At 41.6% G+C, this 20,790-nt stretch carries 21 protein-coding genes; 2 read left to right on the forward strand and 19 right to left on the reverse strand.

The window, feature by feature from the left end; translation table 11 throughout:
- Positions 1-2: 2 nt before the first annotated feature.
- The 7 genes from DXB77_RS11025 to DXB77_RS11055 form a co-directional block, all read right to left on the reverse strand.
- Positions 3-1,346 (reverse strand): prepilin-type N-terminal cleavage/methylation domain-containing protein, encoded by a 1,344-nt coding sequence (locus DXB77_RS11025; RefSeq protein WP_117821927.1) that lies wholly within the window; start codon positions 1,344-1,346, stop codon positions 3-5.
- A 51-nt stretch (positions 1,347-1,397) separates the two neighbouring features.
- Entirely contained in the window at positions 1,398-2,210 is an 813-nt protein-coding gene (locus DXB77_RS11030) for a hypothetical protein (RefSeq protein ID WP_117785446.1), read from the reverse strand.
- Between the two features lie 15 nt (positions 2,211-2,225).
- On the reverse strand, positions 2,226-3,845 hold the full coding sequence (gene pilM, locus DXB77_RS11035) for a type IV pilus assembly protein PilM (protein ID WP_021943485.1): 1,620 nt from the start codon (positions 3,843-3,845) through the stop codon (positions 2,226-2,228).
- Between the two features lie 585 nt (positions 3,846-4,430).
- Positions 4,431-4,835, reverse strand: coding sequence for a prepilin-type N-terminal cleavage/methylation domain-containing protein (locus DXB77_RS11040; RefSeq protein WP_021943486.1), 405 nt, complete (start codon positions 4,833-4,835; stop codon positions 4,431-4,433).
- A gap of 126 nt (positions 4,836-4,961) precedes the next feature.
- Positions 4,962-6,170 (reverse strand): type II secretion system F family protein, encoded by a 1,209-nt coding sequence (locus DXB77_RS11045; protein WP_117807370.1) that lies wholly within the window; start codon positions 6,168-6,170, stop codon positions 4,962-4,964.
- A gap of 194 nt (positions 6,171-6,364) precedes the next feature.
- Positions 6,365-7,426: a type IV pilus twitching motility protein PilT gene (locus DXB77_RS11050; RefSeq protein ID WP_117785447.1), complete on the reverse strand. Its 1,062-nt coding sequence runs from the start codon at positions 7,424-7,426 to the stop codon at positions 6,365-6,367.
- A gap of 124 nt (positions 7,427-7,550) precedes the next feature.
- The gene (locus DXB77_RS11055) at positions 7,551-9,269 is read right to left on the reverse strand and encodes an ATPase, T2SS/T4P/T4SS family (protein ID WP_117785448.1); all 1,719 of its coding nucleotides are present in this window, start codon (positions 9,267-9,269) and stop codon (positions 7,551-7,553) included.
- A 147-nt stretch (positions 9,270-9,416) separates the two neighbouring features.
- On the opposite strand from DXB77_RS11055, the gene sigK reads away from it, so the two are divergent.
- Positions 9,417-10,097: an RNA polymerase sporulation sigma factor SigK gene (sigK, locus tag DXB77_RS11060; protein ID WP_117807369.1), complete on the forward strand. Its 681-nt coding sequence runs from the start codon at positions 9,417-9,419 to the stop codon at positions 10,095-10,097.
- 1 nt (position 10,098) lies between these two features.
- Here the strand turns inward: sigK and DXB77_RS11065 are convergent, their stop codons facing one another.
- The 9 genes from DXB77_RS11065 to mtaB form a co-directional block, all read right to left on the reverse strand.
- Positions 10,099-11,337, reverse strand: a complete 1,239-nt coding sequence (locus DXB77_RS11065; RefSeq protein WP_118663413.1) for a U32 family peptidase — start codon at positions 11,335-11,337, stop codon at positions 10,099-10,101.
- Positions 11,338-11,445: 108 nt separating this feature from the next.
- Positions 11,446-12,108 (reverse strand): O-methyltransferase, encoded by a 663-nt coding sequence (locus DXB77_RS11070; RefSeq protein ID WP_117785450.1) that lies wholly within the window; start codon positions 12,106-12,108, stop codon positions 11,446-11,448.
- Positions 12,105-12,515, reverse strand: coding sequence for an endolytic transglycosylase MltG (locus DXB77_RS11075; RefSeq protein WP_021943456.1), 411 nt, complete (start codon positions 12,513-12,515; stop codon positions 12,105-12,107). Before DXB77_RS11075 ends, DXB77_RS11070 begins: the two co-directional genes overlap by 4 nt.
- A gap of 61 nt (positions 12,516-12,576) precedes the next feature.
- Positions 12,577-12,912 (reverse strand): YlbF family regulator, encoded by a 336-nt coding sequence (locus tag DXB77_RS11080; protein WP_117785451.1) that lies wholly within the window; start codon positions 12,910-12,912, stop codon positions 12,577-12,579.
- 61 nt (positions 12,913-12,973) lie between these two features.
- Complete coding sequence (locus DXB77_RS11085; RefSeq protein ID WP_021943458.1) at positions 12,974-14,638, reverse strand: ribonuclease J; 1,665 nt, start codon at positions 14,636-14,638, stop codon at positions 12,974-12,976.
- 4 nt (positions 14,639-14,642) lie between these two features.
- Entirely contained in the window at positions 14,643-14,915 is a 273-nt protein-coding gene (locus DXB77_RS11090; protein WP_008403031.1) for a DUF1292 domain-containing protein, read from the reverse strand.
- A gap of 18 nt (positions 14,916-14,933) precedes the next feature.
- The gene (ruvX, locus tag DXB77_RS11095) at positions 14,934-15,371 is read right to left on the reverse strand and encodes a Holliday junction resolvase RuvX (RefSeq protein ID WP_021943459.1); all 438 of its coding nucleotides are present in this window, start codon (positions 15,369-15,371) and stop codon (positions 14,934-14,936) included.
- 55 nt (positions 15,372-15,426) lie between these two features.
- Positions 15,427-15,690, reverse strand: a complete 264-nt coding sequence (locus tag DXB77_RS11100; protein ID WP_021943460.1) for an IreB family regulatory phosphoprotein — start codon at positions 15,688-15,690, stop codon at positions 15,427-15,429.
- 152 nt (positions 15,691-15,842) lie between these two features.
- Positions 15,843-17,156: a tRNA (N(6)-L-threonylcarbamoyladenosine(37)-C(2))-methylthiotransferase MtaB gene (gene mtaB, locus DXB77_RS11105; RefSeq protein ID WP_118663224.1), complete on the reverse strand. Its 1,314-nt coding sequence runs from the start codon at positions 17,154-17,156 to the stop codon at positions 15,843-15,845.
- Positions 17,157-17,269: 113 nt separating this feature from the next.
- Between mtaB and DXB77_RS11110 the strand changes: the two genes are divergently transcribed.
- Positions 17,270-17,506: an HPr family phosphocarrier protein gene (locus DXB77_RS11110; RefSeq protein WP_021943462.1), complete on the forward strand. Its 237-nt coding sequence runs from the start codon at positions 17,270-17,272 to the stop codon at positions 17,504-17,506.
- A gap of 96 nt (positions 17,507-17,602) precedes the next feature.
- On the opposite strand, the gene thiI is transcribed toward DXB77_RS11110, so the two are convergent.
- From thiI to DXB77_RS11125, 3 genes are all read right to left on the reverse strand, one after another.
- Complete coding sequence (gene thiI, locus DXB77_RS11115; protein ID WP_118663225.1) at positions 17,603-18,790, reverse strand: tRNA uracil 4-sulfurtransferase ThiI; 1,188 nt, start codon at positions 18,788-18,790, stop codon at positions 17,603-17,605.
- An 89-nt stretch (positions 18,791-18,879) separates the two neighbouring features.
- The gene (locus DXB77_RS11120; protein ID WP_118663226.1) at positions 18,880-20,025 is read right to left on the reverse strand and encodes a cysteine desulfurase family protein; all 1,146 of its coding nucleotides are present in this window, start codon (positions 20,023-20,025) and stop codon (positions 18,880-18,882) included.
- Between the two features lie 2 nt (positions 20,026-20,027).
- Entirely contained in the window at positions 20,028-20,774 is a 747-nt protein-coding gene (locus DXB77_RS11125; RefSeq protein ID WP_118663227.1) for a 16S rRNA (uracil(1498)-N(3))-methyltransferase, read from the reverse strand.
- Between the last annotated feature and the right edge of the window lie 16 nt (positions 20,775-20,790).

Below are 20,790 nucleotides of genomic sequence, written 5' to 3' on the forward strand. Positions count from 1 at the left end.
TCTTATTTCCCCCTTGTTCCTGATACTTCTGTCTTATTGCCATCACTATCTGTCAATGTAACATGAATATCATACAGGTATGTTTCATCACTTGTATCATCTGATGTGTTCTTAACTTTAATAGCAGTTGCATCTGTTTCATCATACTCAGTTCCGAAGTTTGAATATGCCTCAATCTTTCCCTTGGTATCATCACCAGTGCGGTTCACATATACCTTAACAGAAGATGGTGAGCTTGTATGACTAGTGCTCTGGTAAACCAGACTGTCAATACTGCTTACGCCAAGTGTATCGCAAATGATCTCCTCATATTTCGGATCAATTGAAGCAATTGTTTCAAATAAGTAGATCTTTGCTTTTTCATCATCAGCAAGTCCTGATGTCTCAACTCTGATATAATCATTATTACAATATACACCATTACACACTGCAGGTGCATATAACAGATAGATTGGAGGAAGTGTCTTGTATTCCTTCTGATATACAATTCCCTCTCCATATTTTCCATCCGGTTTATAGGTATCGCTTGCAATTCCATTCGCGTATGCCTTAATGATAGGATTAAACGATGGTTTATCCTGATATTCTACAAAACACTGTACCATATAACCGGATAAAGTCTTTGAAACCTTAATCGTGGTTGTTTTCTGGAACGAATCATTATCCAGATAGGTAGCACCGGACAGATACTGATTATATAAAACGGAATTTCCCTTTAAGATATCCACTTTCACATCTTTAAAATATGCCGCTGCCTGATTATCCAGACTGTTTCCTTCTATACCACTGGTTGCTCCCATATAGGTTGCTCCAGCAATGATCGCTGACTGCTTGTTATCAAGATTACGTACTGTACCAACACCTGATGTAAGGCGGACATACTCAGAACCGTCTTTCTTCAGGTCATTTGTATTGGCATCCCATACATATCCCTTTGTTGCAACTGCATGCGCAATATCATTTACAGTTACTGTGCAATCATACTTCTCGTATTCTCCCCCGAGCGATATTCCACTGCATGAATATGTATTAATGTGATAATCTACAGTTCCCGCACTTTCCGGGAGGGTATAAGTCTGTGTCTGGGAATCATCCAGACCAAACTCATAATTACCTGTAGAATTGCCATCAGGGATACTGATGGCACTTTCTTTCATATTTGCAGTTTTAAAGCTTTCCATGATCTCTTCAGCTTTTTCAATCGCATATTGTTTCTTTGTTGACTTCGTATTGACATTGATCGCTGAAATCAACTGGGCGGTAAGGGGAGCAATTAATATAGCAAATACTGCTACAGCTATGATTACTTCAATCAAGCTAAAGCCTTTGTTATTATTCTTTGCCATTCTTACTTCTCACTCCGTTCAAATCGAATCTACGGGTTGCAAGTCTACATCCTACTGATTGCTATCTGTAGTTGTAGTTGTCGTACTACTCTTTACGGTTGGATTTCCGAAAATGTTATCTTTACCGGTTTGAACATTTACGTTAACCTGATCTGTGGTTCTGTCTCCACCTGTAACAGCATATTCAGAGAATGACATATCTCCTGTGTAATCACCAGTCTCCTCATCAAATGCGATTGAGATAGAGTCAACTGTCATACGGAAATCGCTCTTCTCGATGTAATCAACAACATCTTTAACAGACTGATAAGAACCTGAATATGTAACCGGGAAGCTTGCTGAATAGCAGTTGAAATTATTTTCTCCTGCTACTGCTGCAGTAGCATCTGTGCCAGCGGCTGCAGTCTCTGTTGTAGCTGCTGTTGTAGCTGCTGTAGTATTTGCATCTGTAGAAGCTGTTCCTGTTGCTGCACCATCTAATGTAGCATCACCAACAGCACCGGTTCCAAGTGTATAGAAGAGCTGTTCCTCTCCCATTGATACATCTGTGAAACGGAACTTATATTCGTCCTTGATCCCCTGTAAATACATGATTGTATTTTCCTGATAGATCTCTGATGGAAATTCTGCAAGGATTGCTTCATATTCTTTCTTATAGTTCTCTGTATCCTTGATGTACTGATCTCTGTTTACATCTTTTGCTTTCAGGCTGTTATAATAAACCTGCTGTTCATCCTTCTTTGAAACAAGCTCTTTACGGTCATCAAAATTGCTTAATGCCACAAATCTGATCGGCACAAATAAAATAACAACACCGAGTAAAAATAATAATAAATTTCTTTGTCCTTTTGTCATTGCATCCATGTTCTATGCCCTCCCTTACTCAGCTAATGTAGCATCTGTTTCAGTTGTATCAGCATCTGCCGCTGATGCGTCAACATAGATACACGTTACTGTGAAATCATATGTTATTTTACCTGTGTCTTCATCTACATTTTCTGTGATACTTCCAATGAATGAGTTATCAATACAGTCAATTTCTTTTAAGCTGATCGCAAGTCCTGCAATATCATCATATTCTGCTGCTGTTCCTGAAATTGAAACACCTGTTGAATCGGATTCAAATGCTGTGATATCAGTTCCCTTTGGCATCTTCTCTTCCAAAGCCGTGATAAATGTTACAACATTCTCATTCAAGTTCTTTGTGTAGCTGTACATGCTCATGGCATCAACATAAACGCTTTCTGCATTTTCATAATCCTTTACGATCGTCTCAATATCCTGGATAGAAGCGATCTTCTTATTTACATCATCCAGCTCTGTCTGTGCCTGATTCTTTAATACAAATGACACAGCCGTTAATCCGCCTGCCACTAACACAGCCAGGATCAGGAATGCAACTACCAGTGGAGTTGTATCCATCTGACCTTCCTTCTTGCCGGAAGCTCCGCCTTCTGAAATTGTGAATCCCATAGGTGCAAAAGCAGCACCGATTGGAACCATAAGGTATACAGGATTATATATCTTCAAATCAATCTTTGGGTCAAATTTGATATTGAATAAACTGTCCATAACTCTTGTTGAAACATTGAGCTGTACCTTGAAAAGACCATCAATTCCCTTGATCAGGGCGCCATCACCTGTCAGGAATACATCATCGATCGGCTTATCAGGATTCTTTGATGCAAAGAAATCCATTACACGGCCAATGTTGTTGATCAGGTAACGGAAAGATCCTGTGATCGCATTATCATCAAAATCAACCGTGATCAGTCTTTCATTCTGGAGTAATGTCATTGCTGTTGTAGCATCAACACCCTTTGCATCCATTACTTCATTTACAACAACATTGGTACCATATGGTACAGTTCTCTGTAACAGAAGGATATCTCCTTTTACGATATTAAGTACAGTAGATTCGCTACCTAACTGGATTACCATAGTCGTCATGTTCTCGCTGGTCTGTGTTTTGATCAACTGCAACATGGCATTTCCAATGTAATCAAGAGCAACTACCTTCAGTCCTGCAAGTGCTGCAACTTCATAATATGAACGAACCATACTGGTTGGTGCTGCAACTGCAAGAACTCTTAACTGTTTGTTATTTTCTTCATCAGTAACTGTCTCTAATACAGAATGGGATACTGTGTAATCCTCTATATTAACAGGGAAATACTCTGATGAGTTCGCATTAATAATTCCTTTAATTTTGTTTTCCTTAACGAAAGGTACAAGAACCTCTCTGTTAACGATCTTTGTAGAGGTAAGAACGAATATTGCGTTCTTGTTAGTGATTCCGTTTGCAGCAAGCTGTGATTTGATCGCCTCTGCAATTCTTTCCTTGTCTCTAATGAAACCATCTTCATAAGCATCTTCCGGTGTCTCGAAGATGATGGCATTATGAACTGTGGAAGTCTTTTTTTCAGAAGCTGTTACTTCTGTAATAGTAATACTTTCATTTGTGATGTCGATTGTTAAGACTTTGTTATTACTCGCCATTTTAAATAGCCTCCCTCGCTAATCAGTAGTTTTTTGTGGAATATGTATATTCCAATTGCCTGAGTACCAGCCTACAAGCTGTTCACCCCACTTAAAATAAAATACAATATGCCTGTATGTACAGGCTGAAAGGTAAACAATCTGTCACCTTTAATCATAAGCACACGGATGATTGACCCGTTCATCTTTCATGCCTATTTTTCAGTTTCCAGCTTCTTTTGTAAGCCGGCTGCCGCCATTAGTTCAATGCCGTTGTCATTCGCGTTTCTTCTTTCTACATTTATTCGTTTCAGACACAAACAATATAAAACCGCTGACTGCAAAATAGTCACTCGTATGTTATATAAATCTCTTCTTATTATATAAAGCTTATATAAAACGTGTGACCATGAAAGAGATGCCAACATGCATATTTTTCATACATGTTGACGTTCCATGTTGTTAGACAATTTTGAAGGGCGACAAACAAGATCGAAAAACGAGGATTCTTACCAACTTATTCATCACCCTTCTGATGTCTGACTGATGTAATGATTATCTGTTTAACATCAGATCCTTACATCTGTTCACTATGCCCGCCTTTTATTATGGCTGAGGTGAAACCTGCTGAGAACCAGCTTTAACGATAACTGTGTTACCAGCTACATTGATATCAACTGTGAATTCATTTCCTTTGTCGAAGTACTTTGAAGTAATTGTGCTGTTACCAAGAATGCTGCTGATCTCTGTGCTGAATGCACCGTAGCTTGACTTCAGGTCTGAAACGCTTGCGCCTGTAACGCCTGTTCCGATTGCAACCATTGCATCTTCATCTGACATAGCTGTCTGACATGCTGTACGGATTGTATCAGCATTTGAAATATCAGCACTTCTTCTTGACTTGTTGATGTACTTGATAAGGGCTGGTGCAAGAGCACCTGCAAGAATTGCCATAATAGCGATTACGATAATTAACTCTACTAATGAGAAACCTTTGTTGTTCTTCTTCATAATTGTTCTCTCCTTTTAAATTGATATTCTTTGTTGTTTGTTGATGCATCTTTCGATGCTATATTAAAACCAGCATCCTCGTACTGCCGGATCTAATCAATACTATAATATGTAATAGGACTTGTATTAGTACTGGTCAAGTGCACTGTACATACTCATGATAGGACCGTATACAGCCGCAACGATCATTCCTACGATACATGCAAGGACTACCATAATCAATGGTTCCATCGCTGCTGTCAGCTTGTTTGTTGCCTCTTCTACTTCTTCATCGTAGTAGTCAGCAACCTTACTGAGCATCTCCTCAATATCACCGGTTTCTTCACCGATCTTTGTCATGGCAGAAAGCATTGGGGGAAGCATTTCCATATCCTTTAATGGCTTGGAAAGTGGAATACCTTTTGCTACCTGCGTCTTGGCATCTAACAGACCATCGCGGATGATCTTGTTATCCATCATCTTTGCCACCTGTTCAACAGCATCGATCATGGAAATACCGGATGCCATCAGTGTACTCATTGTTCTTGCAAATCTGGAACATGCTGACTTGATCGTCAGGTTACCAAAAATCGGCATCTTGATCGCCATATTCGCGAAAAGCTGTTCGCCAACAGAACTTCTCTTGAATGCCTTGCAGCCAACAACGATAGCTGCAACGATGATGATCAGCAGCCACCACTTATGTATAATGAAATTACTTGCCGCTACCATAATTCGTGTTGCCAGCGGAAGCTGTGTTCCCATCTCCGCAAACATACTTGAGAAGTTAGGGATAACCATTACCATTACCACGATTACTACGATGATCATAACGATGAACACTACGATAGGATATGTCATCGCACCCTTGATCTTCGCCGATAACGCATTATCTTTTTCAAAGTGCTCTGTCAGTCTGTCGAGGCAGACCTCCAAGTTACCGGATAACTCTCCGGCTGCGACCATGTTGATCATGATCGGTGGAAATACCTCTGAGTTTACACGAAGTGCATCTGCAAGCGTTCCACCCTTTTCAACATATGTCTTTGCATCCATAACTGCTCTCTGCAGTGTTTTGTTTTCTATCTGGTCTCCCATCAGTTCCAGTGCTGATATAATCGTAACACCAGCTCTTATAACTGCTGAAAACTGTTTACAGAAGACTGCCAAATCTTTTGATTTTACCTTCTTCTTAATCAAACCCCCTGAAAATGGACTGTTCTGCTCTGTCAGGCTCATGATCGCATAACCATCTGCCTTCAGCTTCTTCTCCGCTCCATCTCTGTTCGGGGCCTCAATGGTACCTTTTTTATTCTTACCATTTTTGTCAACAACCTTGTAGTTAAATACTGCCATTGTTTCTCCTCCGACCCTGTCATATTTCTTCTTTTTTGTAATAGTTTTCTACTATTACCAGCTAAAAGTGCACGTAAATTCACGGACTTTTACATATACTATACTTGTTATATTACTATATTTCTCAACCACATTCAATAATTTCTTATGATTGCAGTTTTTTTTGTAAGAATTGCACAAAAGGATTGTACATCTTATTGTCCGTTGATCTTCTTTCTGAGATACTGCTGATCCTGTGCATATGTCATAGCCATCTCTCTGGTGATCGTGCCGGACGAGAACAGATCATACAATGCATCATCCATTGTGATCATTCCGAGCTGTCTGCTGGTCTGGATCGTCGACTGGATCTGATGTGTCTTCGCTTCTCGTATCAGGCTCCGAATCGCCGGTGATGCAAGCATTACTTCAAATGCTGCAACTCGTCCCTGTCCGTTCGCTGTCGGAAGCAGTGACTGGGAAATAACACCTTCCAGTACCATTGCAAGCTGTACTCGTACCTGTTGCTGCTGGTTTGTCGGGAAGATATCGATAATACGATCGATCGTACTTGCCGCACCGATCGTATGCAGAGTCGAGAATACCAGGTGTCCGGTCTCGGCTGCAGTGATCGCTGTTGAAATCGTTTCAAGATCTCGCATCTCTCCTACAAGAATAATATCAGGATCTTCACGGAGCGCTGCACGAAGAGCATTCGCATAACTGAGTGTATCCATACCAACTTCTCGTTGATTAACGATTGCCTTGTTGTGATGGTGAATATACTCGATAGGATCCTCCAGTGTAATGATATGATCGGTCAGGTTTTCATTTGCCTTATTAATAATAGAAGCAAGTGTTGTTGATTTACCGGAACCGGTAGGTCCTGTTACAAGTACCAGACCCCTTTTTCTCTTGTATAATTCAACAACCTCTCTCGGAATACCGAGCTGATCCGGTCTTGGAATCTGTGTTTCTACTCGTCTGTATGCCGCAGCCATATTACCACGATCCATATATACGTTTACACGGAAACGACCGGTTTCTGGTGAATCGAATGAGAAATCGACTTCACCTCTATCTTTTAAAATTGCTACATGTCTCTCTTTCATCGTTGCTCCGATTGCTTCAGCCGCATCAGCCGGTGTAAGCGGAGGAACTTCAACTTCTGTCAGTCGTCCATTGATTCTGAGTTTCGGTGGTATGCCTACGGCAATATGTACATCCGACGCTTTTGCCTCAACCGAGAATGCCAGGAGCTCTTTCATATCCAGCATACTGTTTCCTTCCTTTCTTTGTTGCATTCATAATTTCAATTTTATTTTTACAGAGCCTGATCACATATTCTTCTCTGCTAAAAATCTTTTTCATCTATGCCGGTTTATCACCGGACCGGATCTTTTAATATTCATCACCTGTTGTATATACGATCTTCTTCATCTCTGACATGGAGGTGATTCCATTCAGCACATGTTTGGCAGCACCCATCTTCAGAGTAAGCATACCTTCTGCAAGTGCCTGTTTTTCAATCTTATCCGCTGTCGCTCCGGTCGAGATAACCGCCTGCAGTGCTTTGGATACCGGCATCATCTCATATACACCGATTCGTCCTGAATATCCTGTATCATTACACAACGGACAGCCAGACGGCTCATAGATGATAACATCTTCTTCATCCTCCGGCACACCGAGTACTATTCTCTCTTCATCTTCTACGAGACGAGGCTGTTTGCAGGTTGGGCACAGTCTTCTTACAAGTCGCTGGGCAATAACACCTACAACCGCATCACCTACAACATAAGGTTCGATTCCCATATCTTCCAGACGGGTGATCGTACTTGCTGCTGAGTTTGTATGGAGTGTTGATACAACCAAGTGTCCTGTGATAGCGGCCTGAACCGCGATCTGAGCAGTCTCACCATCTCGAATTTCTCCGATCATTATGATATCCGGATCCTGACGAAGAATGGATCTTAAGGCTGCTGCGAATGTCATATCTGCTTTATTATTTACCTGTACCTGGTTAATACCATTGATATTCGCCTCGACAGGGTCTTCTACTGTGATAATGTTTACATCCTCTTTGTTCAGCTCACTTAAGGATGTGTACAGTGTCGTTGATTTACCGGAACCGGTAGGTCCTGTTACAAGGATGATTCCGTGTGGATTACTCAGGATTCCATCAAATACCTTGATCTCATCCTCATCCAGGCCAAGTCCGCTCTTCGGTTTTGTAAGTCCGTCCTTGGAGGTAAGTCGCATAACCGTCTTCTCTCCATATACAGTCGGAAGGATAGATACACGGACATCAAACTCTCTACGATCTACAAAGATCGTGATACGACCATCCTGTGGTTTTCTCTTTTCTGCAATATCCATACCACCGATGATCTTGATTCGGGCTGTGATACCCGCAAGAATACTTAAGTCGTAGGACATAACCTGTTTTAATGCACCATCGATCCTGTAACGGACACGAACACTGCTTTCCAATGCCTCAATATGAATATCGGACGCCCTCTGTCGAACTCCGCCTTCTATGATCTGTTTTACAAGCAGAACGATAGGAGAATTATCTATATCTTCATTTACTTCATCTTCATCTCCGCCGCCAAGTGCATCCGCCTGTTCCTGACGATACATCTCAGCCGCTTCCATTGCTTTGGAGCTTCCGTAGTACTTGCCGATGGCATCATTGATCTGATCCTCTGTTGCAAGCATAGGCTCCACCTGCATATTGGTTACAAGCCCAATATCATCGATCGCATTGATATCCATCGGATCTGACATGGCAAGTTTTAAAATATTCGGGTTATCCGGATCGATCTCGATAGGAATAACTTTATATTTTGCTACCATATTCTCCGGAACCAGATGAAGCACCTTTTCTTCTATCTTTGCTCCCTTTAATTCTATGTAATCAATGCCAAGCTGCTGTGTCAGAAGCGTTATCAGAATCTCATTACTGATCATACCAAGATCAACAAGAACATTTCCGAGTTTTCCGCCATTCTCTTTCTGATATGCCAGAGCCTCCTGTAACTGTTCTTCTGTAATAGCTCCTGCCGCTACGAGAATATCACCTATTCTAATCTTTTTACGACCCATTCCTAATCGCATACCGGTCTGTCCCTCCTACATTTCTGAAATATACAAGCATCACTTACAGAGTATAGCACAATCTAATAAAAAATTAAACATTTTGAACAGAATTTAGTCAATTTTTTTTAATTTTTTTCACATTTTACCAATTTTATTTTTTGGGATATGCACTTTTTCCACATTTTAATCATAAAATATATACAAATCGCTAGGGGTCTATTTTCTATGCAGGCATTTAAAAAACCCCTTTTACCGGATCAGGAAGAATATTATCTGAAATTATGCAGGGCAGGGGATGCCGATGCACGCCGGATTCTGATTGAATCCAATATGCGTCTGGTCGCCCATATTGCAAAAAAATACATTGGAACCGCCGACAATGATGATCTGCTCTCTGTCGGAACCATCGGTCTTATCAAGGCGATCGATTCCTACGACCATGCCAAAGGCAACCGTCTGGTCACATACGCTTCCAGGTGTATCGACAACGAGCTGCTCATGATGCTCCGTCACTCCAGAAAATACGCCCGCGAAGTCTCCCTGTTTGAACCGATCGGTACCGACAAAGAAGGAAATGAGATCAATCTGATCGACATCATCAGTCAGGATGAAGCAACCATTCTGGATTCTATGGTGCATACTTACCACATAAACCGTCTTCCATACTGTCTGAAGCACTGTCTGTCCGAGCAGGAAGCCAGCCTTATCATCCGTCGTTATGGTCTATACGGTCACCCTCCACGCACACAGAAAGAGATTGCCAGCCAGATGGGGATTTCCCGTTCCTATGTCTCTAGGATCGAAAAACGGGCATTACAGAAGATCCGCAGGCAGCTTGAAGCCTGACCTATTCCGAAAGCTCCTGCCGTCTGAGTATCATTCCCGCTGATACCGGGCGGTCCAGCTTTACATACAACTGCATCTTGGGATGCGGTGCTGATTCCATCGGTTCCATCCGGTCATTGTAGATCTCCTCAACCCGGCAGACCGTATTGGTTCCATCAAAGTTCATACATTCTATCTCTTCTCCGACCGAGAATTTGTTTTTCTGTTCAAATGCAACCAGTCCGTCCTCTGTAACCTCCTGTACATTGCCTATATAAGTACAGTTTTTAATATATGTGTTATTATCATAGATCTGAGAATCCTGATCTGTTTTTCCAAAATAAAATCCAGTTGTAAACTGACGGTATGTGCATTTTGCAATTTCTGATTTATAATATTCCATATTTGACCGGTACAGCTCCGGAGATTCCATATAGTCATCAATTGCTTTACGATAGGTTCTTGCTACCGTTGCAACATATAGTGCCGTTTTCATTCTTCCCTCAATCTTAAAGCTGTCAATTCCGGCATCGATCATTTCCGGAATATGCTCAATCATACAAAGATCTTTGGAATTAAAAATATAAGTACCCCTGTCATCTTCATTGACCGGCATGTACTCGCCCGGTCTTGTTTCTTCTACAATGTGATACTTCCATCTACATGGATGTGTACATGCTCCACGATTTGCATCTCTTCCTGTAAAATAACTGCTGAGCAGGCAGCGTCCAGAATAGGAAATGCACATTGCTCCATGCATAAAGGACTCAATCTCCATATCCTCCGGAATATGTTCTCTGATCTGTTTAATCTCCACAAGTGACAGCTCTCTGGCTGTGACCACTCGTTTTGCCCCCATATTATACCAGAAGTTATACGTCAGGTAATTCGTGTTATTTGCCTGGGTGCTGATATGAAGTTCCATATCAGGCATAGTTTCCTTTGCCAGCATAAAAATACCCGGATCTGATACCAGAACCGCATCGACACCGGTATCCTTCAACTGTTCAAAATATGCCTTCATTCCTTCAACATCATAATTATGTGCAAATATATTTGCTGTCACATATACCTTTGCATTCTTTGCATGCGCATATTTCACAGCCTTTTTCATTTCTTCAATCGAAAAATTATCTGCTTTTGCACGAAGTCCATATGCCTGTCCGCCAATATAGACTGCATCCGCACCATAATCTACTGCAACCTTTAATACCTCAAGACTACCTGCCGGAACAAGCAGTTCCACTTTACGTTCTGCCATATCTTTCAAAACCCTCTTCTTTTCTTTCCGTACAGATGGCATCATCTTTTAGTCTGTTGCCATCCGCCTGTTAATATCTTCTTGTTTTTTCATTGATCCACTACTTTTTCAATGATCCTTTTTATCAGCCGTTTTTTTCACCGATAGGCTCATTCCATCTCCTATATTCAGGATGGCTGTATCCAGCCGTTCATCATGCTTTAATTCATACAGATATTCCCGCATTCTGGCATGAATTGTCCGGTTTCTTCTGGTTACTGCAAACCGCGATTCCAGTACATCTCCATCCTGCAGCACATTATCACATAGCAGGATTCCTTCCGGTGCAAGCAAAGGAACCACCTTCTGGAAAAAGCTTCCATACTGACCTTTTGCAGCATCCATAAAGACCAGATCATATTGATCCGACAATGTCGGCAGGATCTCATTTGCATCTCCCTCTAACAGAGTGATCTTCTTTTCTGCACCTGCCAGCTTTATATTCTCTTTTGCCTGATCAATTCTCGGCTGATAGTTTTCAATTGTTGTGATATGTCCACCCTCTGCAATAAACCTGCTCATAAAAATAGCAGAAAAGCCTACCGCAGTTCCTATCTCCAGTATATTTACCGGTTTCTTCATTCTCAGAAGAAGCCTGATAAATTCTCCGGCCTCTCTTCGTATGATAGGAACCCCCTGCTCTTCTGCTTCTTTTCTGATAGCAGTTATTGCATCATCATAGTCATTGTTGAATGAATTTATGAAGGATGCAATTCTCTCATCTGTTATCATTTATTATCTCCACTTTTCTTACTGTCACTATCCAGAGTTCCACCTGTTATGATCGTTATGATCTCATCATTTGTATAACTTGGTGCGATCTCATATGTTCCAGGTTTTATCTTTGCTGCATAAGATCCGATTCGGATACGTACCATCAGTGCGTATGCATTTTTTACAACTCCGGCATCATCCAGAGTCTCGCATACATCCTTGATCGAAGAATCCGGCAGAACTGTGACTGTGACTACCTTTGTATCAGATTTATCCTTACAGCTATTGCTGGCAAATACATCATAGGCAAAGCTAAAGCCAAACGCAAACACTTTCACAAGTATAAACAGGATAAATACATTTACCAGTAAGCCTATCGCAAACCGCAATATCCGTTTCATTGTTACAGCACTATCTATAGCCATATCTGTTCTCCTTATCTTACGGTGTCCATCCAGACACTTCTCGTAACTGTTTTATCATATCCTACTGCTTTATGTCAACATCCAGACCATCTGCAATCTCATCATACATCGTTTTCAACATCCTGCACAGCTTTCGTTCTGCCCGAAGGAAATCATTCACGATCGTGTCGTGAACGATTGCGTCATACTCCTCAAACAGTGCAACCACCTCATCGTATGGATTATCCACAGAGCCACGGTTCTGGATCTCTGAATTTCTTTTCTTGAATTCATTCAGTCCCCGGAGAAGATCCGGATGTTCATACAGCCGTTCACGGCAGGTCAGATAATTTCTGTAGAATTCTGACTCCTTTATCGTTTCATTCAGTTTTTTGCTGAGTTCAACAACATCACTCATGTCTGTTTCCTCTTTTCTTCTTAACCTGCATCTGTGCATGGACACTATTTTTCAGGACAATTTATACTTCGGTAATGATCGGAAGGATCATCGGGCTTCTCTTCGTCCGCTTCCAAAGGAATTCACTTAAGGAATCCTTGATGGTTGTCTTGATCTTGCCCCAGTCGGTAATATTCTTCCGCAGGCATTTCTCCAGTGCTTCTTCTACTACGGCACGGCAGTCTTCCATCAATGTTTCCGATTCTCTGACATATACAAATCCACGGGAAACGATATCCGGTCCTGCAATCAGGTTATTGCTGTATTTATCGAGTGTCACTACGATGATCAGAAGACCATTCTGCGACAGAAGCTGTCTGTCTCTTAAAACGATATTTCCAACATCTCCAACTCCAAGTCCGTCAACAAAGACTCCCTGTGCAGGAACTTTTCCGGTTACTTCCAGTTTATCCTCACTGACTTCCAGAACATCTCCTGTTGTCAGGATCTTGATATTCTCTTTTGGAATACCCATCTCCTGTGCCAGCTCTGCATGGCGCTTCAGATGTCTGTACTCACCATGTACTGGTATCGCATATTTTGGTTTTGTGAGTGCATAGATCAGCTTCAATTCCTCTCTGCATGCATGTCCGGATACATGTGTATCTTCAAAAATTACATGAGCACCTTTCATTTCCAGCTCATTGATCACCTTGAATACCGCTTTTTCATTACCAGGGATCGGGTGCGAACTGAATATGACCACATCTCCCGGCATGATAGAGATCTTATTATGGATCGATGCTGCGATCCTTGATAAGGCAGCCATGTTTTCACCTTGGCTTCCTGTCGTGATCAGAACCAGCTTCTCATCCGGATAATTCTTGATCTGGCTGATATCGATCAGCGTGTTGTCCGGTATATCAATATATCCGAGTTCAGAAGCTGTACTGATGATATTCACCATACTTCTTCCTTCGATGATTACTTTTCTGCCATATTTATATGCCGAATTGATAATCTGCTGCACACGATCTACATTCGATGCAAATGTAGCAATAATAATACGATGATTCTGATTATCATTGAACAGATTATCAAAGGTTCTTCCTACTGTCTTTTCTGACTTTGTAAAGCCCTCACGTTCTGCATTTGTGGAATCTGCCATCAGTGCCAGAACGCCTTTTTTTCCAAGTTCCGCAAAACGTTGGAGATCGATCATGTCTCCAAATACCGGTGTATAATCAATCTTGAAATCTCCGGTATGGACAAGCAGTCCTGCCGGCGTATAGATCGCCAATGCTGCGGAATCAGCAATCGAATGGTTCGTCTTAATAAATTCTATCCGGAATTTTCCAAGAATGATATTCTGTCCATATTTTACAACCTTACGTCTGGTGTTGTTCATCAGATTATGTTCTTTCAGTTTATTCTCGATCAGTCCCATCGTAAGCTTTGTTGCGTAAATCGGCATATTGAGTTCTTTCTCAATGTAAGGAATGGCTCCGATATGATCCTCATGACCATGGGTAACCACAAGTCCTTTGACTTTGTCCGCGTTTTCCTTAAGGTAAGTGACATCCGGTATTACAAGATCGATTCCTAACATATCGTCCTCAGGGAATGCCAGACCGCAGTCAATGACTATAATAGAGTCCTCATACTCTATTGCAGTAATGTTCATTCCAATCTGTTCCAATCCGCCCAATGGAATGATCTTTACTGCATCACTATTCAATTTTTTCAATGTTCTATACCTCCAAATCTACGTCCTCTAGCAGTTCTTCAAATATCTTCATAACTGCTTCTAATTCTTTGTCATCTTCAACGATATCAAACGCTGCCATCTCACCTTCACTGTCTGAAGCATTCTCCTTCAGGATCAGGAAAGAACCATCATCCTCATCGTCTCCATCTTCTGTAACAAGCAAGTAATTCACTCCGCCAAGAGTTGTCTGCTCCATAACAGAAAAAGCAACCTCATTGCCATCTTCATCTGTAAATACTATGCTGTCGTTTTCCATTCTGTTTAATCCTTTCGACTATTCTGTCTGCCCTTCATGAGCCTGACTATCAAGATAATTCTGCAAAATAACCGCAGCAGCCATCTTGTCCACATACTGCTTCCGGTTTTCTCTTCTGACTCCGGTATCCATTAAAATCCGTTCTGCTTCTACCGTAGAGAGTCTTTCATCCCACAGGATCACTTCCAGGCCTGTCCTGCGTTCCAGATCTTCTTTAAACTGTTCGGTCGCTTCTGCCCGTTCTCCAATCGTATTATTCATATTCTTCGGATATCCGAGAACGATCCGTTCCGCCTGATATTCTTCAATGATACTCTCTATTCTCGCAAGTGTCTGTCGAAGCTTGTTTGCTGATTTTCTTTCTATTGTTTCAAGTGGCTGTGCCGTGATCATCAGCGCATCACTGACCGCAACTCCTACTGTCTTTGTTCCGTAGTCCAATCCAATTATCCGCATACTCTTATCCTGTTCTTCTCTCTACCTGATTCGATTATTCTGATGCACTCTTCATCTACTTGATCAGATTATTCTTGATGTAATCTTCAAACAGAACTTCAATGATCTCATCCCGTTCTGCCTTCATAATCAGACTTCTTGCATTCTTATAGCTGGTGATATATGTAGGATCTCCACTCATAATATAACCAACAAGCTGGCTGACCGGATTATATCCTTTTTCTGTCAAAGCCTCATAAACCTGTCCAATGATCTGTGTTACATCTATTGTATTATCTTTCAGTTGTGCAATATGTTGTGTATTTTCTCTATTATTCATATACTCACATCCTTACTTTTATCAAGTGCCATCGGCATCTTTGCAAAAAAATCTTACCCTATAATAATATAAAATCACGCAAAATTCAACCTAAAGCCGCATATTTGTATATGTTCCACGCAATTCATGCATAATTTTCCCACACCGGCTGTCTATTCCATGCCATATGGAATCTGCACTATATGATTGATGATATCCACTTCTCGTCCACAAATCCTGTGCATACATTCTTCCTCTACAAAAATATCTATATAGCGTTCTGTATGTCCACGGTATCCGTCTTTTCCATTTCTCCGGACTTTTTCTTCAATCAGAACCTCCAGAGTTTCTCCCCGAAAAGAAGCTTCATATGCATGTTTGTTCTTTTCAGATAATGCCAGCAGCACATCGCTCCTCTGATTCTTGATCTCCGGTCCGATCTGATCCCTCATACCGGCTGCAACCGTTCCCTGTCTCGGTGAAAATTTAAATATATGCATTTCATACAGATTAAGTTTCGTCAGGTAGTCAACCGTTTCCTGAAATTCTTCATCCGTTTCTCCCGGAAAGCCTACGATCACATCTGTTGTCAAAGCCGGGCGGTCAAATGCCTTACGAAGCATCTCACATTTTTCAAAGTATTCTTCACAAGTATATTTCCGGTTCATCCGTTTCAATACTGTATTGCAGCCACTTTGCAGGCTTAAATGGAAATGCGGACATACCTTTTTATTATCCACAATACGATCTATAAATGTATCTGTAATGATACCCGGTTCCAGAGAACCAAGACGGATCCGTTCAATTGATTCAATTTTTGAGATTGTGTCAATTACATCTGCGAGTCCTACCTCATTTTCCTTATCCTTGCCATAAGATGAGATATGGATACCCGTCAGAACAATCTCTTTTACTCCGGTCTGTGCCAGACGTTCTACTTCTTCTGTAATCGATGCAAGCTCCCGGCTCCGGATTCTTCCTCTAACGTACGGAATAATACAATAAGAGCAGAACTGGTTACATCCATCCTGAATCTTCACATATGCCCGTGTATGTTCTAAGGTACTGTTGATCGTAAGCGGTTCATATTCCTTTTCTGCCGCAATATCGAGCATGCCTTCGTCCGTCACTCCGATCTCCAGATAGTCTTCAAGGATCTGCACAATGTCCTTCTTTTTATTATTTCCGATGATAATAGATATCCTGTCATCTTCCATCAGCTTATCTTTTGCCGCCTGCACATAACAGCCCGCTGCTATTACAACCGCATCCGGATTCAGCTTCTTGGCTCTGTGTATCATCTGTCTGGACTTTTTATCTGCCATATTGGTAACAGAGCATGTATTTATCAGATACACATCTGCTTTTTCTTCGAAGGAAACAGCCGTCATACCAGCCTCTTTTAAGAGTTCGATCATACCATCTGTCTCGTATTGATTTACCTTGCAGCCCAGTGTCAGAGGGGCTACTGTTTTTCCCTTCAACATTCCTTATTTTTCCTTTCTTATTATTGACTTTTCCCTCTCCAAAAGATATTATAAATATATAAACATCCGCGGTCATTATGACTCCGGATAATCTAACTTTTAGGAGGGCAATCATGAAAGCATTAATGGTTTCTTTAAATTCAATCGATAAGGTAAAAGCATTCTGCAATGAAATTGCAAAATTCGACGCAGAATTCGACCTCATCTCAGGACGTTATGTTATTGATGCAAAATCAATTATGGGTATATTCAGCCTTGATATTTCAAAGCCAATTGAATTAAACATTCACGCTGATGACAAGGATCTTGCTGATATTCTTGCAGCAATCAAGCCTTACGTTGTTGAATAATCATAACCGCCTATTTGCATACATACAGAATGCCCGTTCCGACAGTCATTCTGCATAAAAAAGCTTGCCGCCTTTGTAGTGGCAAGCTTTTTCATCTTATCTCTGTGATCTGCACATTACAGTTTCTACAGACTCTAACGCTTTTTCATATAACGGTTCGATAATACCGGCAAGCTTTGCTTCCGATTTCTCGATCGCAGATAATATCGGTTTTGTTACCGGGTGCTTTGCTACAAATGTTGTACAGCAGTCCTCATAAGGAAGGATCGAAGTCTCATAGGTTCCGATTTTCTCTGATATGTCAACGATCTCCTGCTTATCCAGTCCGATACACGGACGGAACACCGGCAATGTACTGACATCATTGATAACAGCAAGACTGAATACCGTCTGGCTGGATACCTGCCCGATACTCTCACCTGTCACCGTACACTGACAGTCATTTCTCTTTGCCAGTTCTTCTGCGATCTTGATCATATAGCGTTTCATAATGATCGTAAGCTCCTCGTGCGGGCAATTATCATAGATCGCCATCTGAACATCCGCGAAATTTACAACATGCAACTTGATCGCACCTGCATAATCCGCAACCAGACATGCCAGATCAATTACTTTTTCTTTGGCACGCTCACTGGTAAATGGCGGTGCATGGAAATATACAGCCTCCATCTGGACACCGCGTTTTGCGATCATATAGGTTGCAACCGGGCTGTCAATTCCACCGGATAATAATGCCATTCCCTTTCCGTTTGTGCCGACAGGAAGTCCTCCCGGACCCGGAATCGTGATCGAATAAATATATACCGTCTTCCGGATCTCTACATTAATGATCTCATCCGGTTCATGAACATCAACGGAAGTATCCGGGAATGCCTCTAACAGATAATGTCCGAGCTCTGCATTGACCTCCATCGAAGTCATAGGAAAGCTCTTATCATTTCTTCTTGTATTTACTTTAAAGGTAAAGTTCTTCTTACGATATGCCTTATCCACATATTCGATCACCTTTTCTTTGATGGCTTCAAATGATGTATCTTCCTCTACCACGATCGGACAGATTCCCACGATACCGAATACCTTGGTCAATGCACCCACTACATCTTCATAATCATAGTCTGATTTTGCTTCGATAAAGATTCTCCCCTGTTCCTTACGGATATAAAAATCACCATAATTTTTGATCTTACGATTAATGTTTTTTACAAGGATATCTTCAAATATATACCGGTTTTTACCTTTTGTACCGATCTCGGCATATTTGATCATAAATGCCTTATACTGCATATGCTTCTCTCAACCTCCGATTTTCATTCTATTTATTTGTTCTTCGCCTGTTTTATACTATTATAATCAAACCTTCCATTCGTTTGACGCTACTTTTTTCTGACATATTTTCTATATACCGGCAGGATCTCTTCTATCACATCTGCCGCATAGTCTGCCTGTTCCACTGTGTTCTCTGCCGAAAAACTGAAACGGATCGTGGATTCCAACCGATCCTTCGGTAACCCGATCGAAGCTAATACATGGCTGACTGCCGGTTTATTCGACGAACATGCCGATCCGGAAGAAACATAGATTTCCCGTTCTTCTAATGCATGCAGCATCACTTCACTTCGAACACCAACAAATGATACACTTAGGATATGTGGTGCTTCCCCTTCATTGATATATACATCCGGAAGTGTCTTTAGCCGTTCGGTCAGACGGTCTTTCACCGCCCTCATACGAACAGTTCTGGCTTCCAGATCTTCATAAACCATCTTTGTTGCCAGTCCAAATCCTGCAAATCCCGGAACATTCTCTGTGCCGGATCGCATTCCGTCCTGCTGTCCGCCGCCGTATATGATCGGCTTCACCTTCGTACGGTTCTTAATAAACAATGCTCCGGTTCCCTTTGGTCCATGTATCTTATGCCCGCTTACGGACATCAGATCGATACCCATCCGTTTCGGGTAAATGTGATATTTGCCAAATGCCTGAATCGCATCCACATGAAAGAGCGTCTTTGGATTCTTCTCTTTGATAATCTCTGCAATCTCCTGAATCGGTTCTACTGTCCCGATCTCGTTATTTACATACATAACAGACACAAGAATCGTATCCTCGTTCACTTCCTGTTCTAATTGTTCCAGATCCACAATTCCGTGGTGATCTACATTCAGATATATGATTTCAAATCCAAGGCTCTCCAAAAATGCCATCGTGCTTGATACCGATGCATGTTCCACCTTAGAAGTTATAATCCGGTTACCACTTCTTTTATTCGCAAGTGCCGCTCCGATCAACGCAAGATTATTGGATTCCGTTCCGCCGGAAGTCAGTACGATCTCTTTGCTGTCTACCTTCCATTCTTTTGCAAGGATCTCTTTCGTCTCCTTGATATAGTGTCCTGCATCCAGGCCTTTCTGATGCAGGGAGGAAGGATTACCATAATCTTCTTCCATTAATTTTACCACCAGATCTTTTACTTCCGGAAATACCTTTGTTGTTGCTGCATTATCAAAATATGCTTCCATCTCTATCTATCCTCTTCCAGTTCAAACATTATGATCGACATAACCGCCATTCCCGCTGTCTCGGTACGCAGAATCCTGTGTCCAAGCGTAACCATCTTCGCGCCCATGTCTGTCGCTGCCTCGACTTCTTCTCCGGCAAATCCACCTTCCGGGCCTATAAATATACCAAGACTTTTCTTTCCCTTGATCGATGCAAAGACCTCTTTCGAATATGCAACTCCTTCTGCTTCTTCATACGGGATCATATTCATATCAAGCTTCTTTGCCATAGCAAGAGCCTCTTTCCATGTTACAGGAGCAGTTACCTCCGGGATCACACCTCTGCCCGACTGCTTCGCCGCCGCAAGTGCGATCGCCTGATAACGTTCCGTCTTCTTTCCTGCTTTCTTTGCATCCAGCTTGACAACCGTCCGTTTCGTCATGACCGGTACGATCCTTGTAACGCCAAGCTCTACCGTTTTCTGGATGATCCACTCCATCTTATCCGCTTTCGGAAATCCCTGAAACAACGTAATCTCTGTTTCAAGTTCTGCAAAATTATCACATACATCCAGAATATCTGCAACTACTTTTTCATGATCCATAACTGAAATCTGGCAGCGGTAATCTCTACCCCTGCCATCACTTATTATGATCTCATCATTTACTTTTAAACGAAGAACATTCTTAATATGATTGACATCCTCACCGGTAATATCAATGCTCTTATCAAATACCCTTCCATCAAAATCTACAAAAAAACGATTCATCTTCCCAATCCTGTCT

This window comes from Clostridium sp. OM05-9 (genome assembly GCF_003481465.1).
Lineage (GTDB): Bacteria > Bacillota > Clostridia > Lachnospirales > Lachnospiraceae > Coprococcus > Coprococcus ammoniilyticus.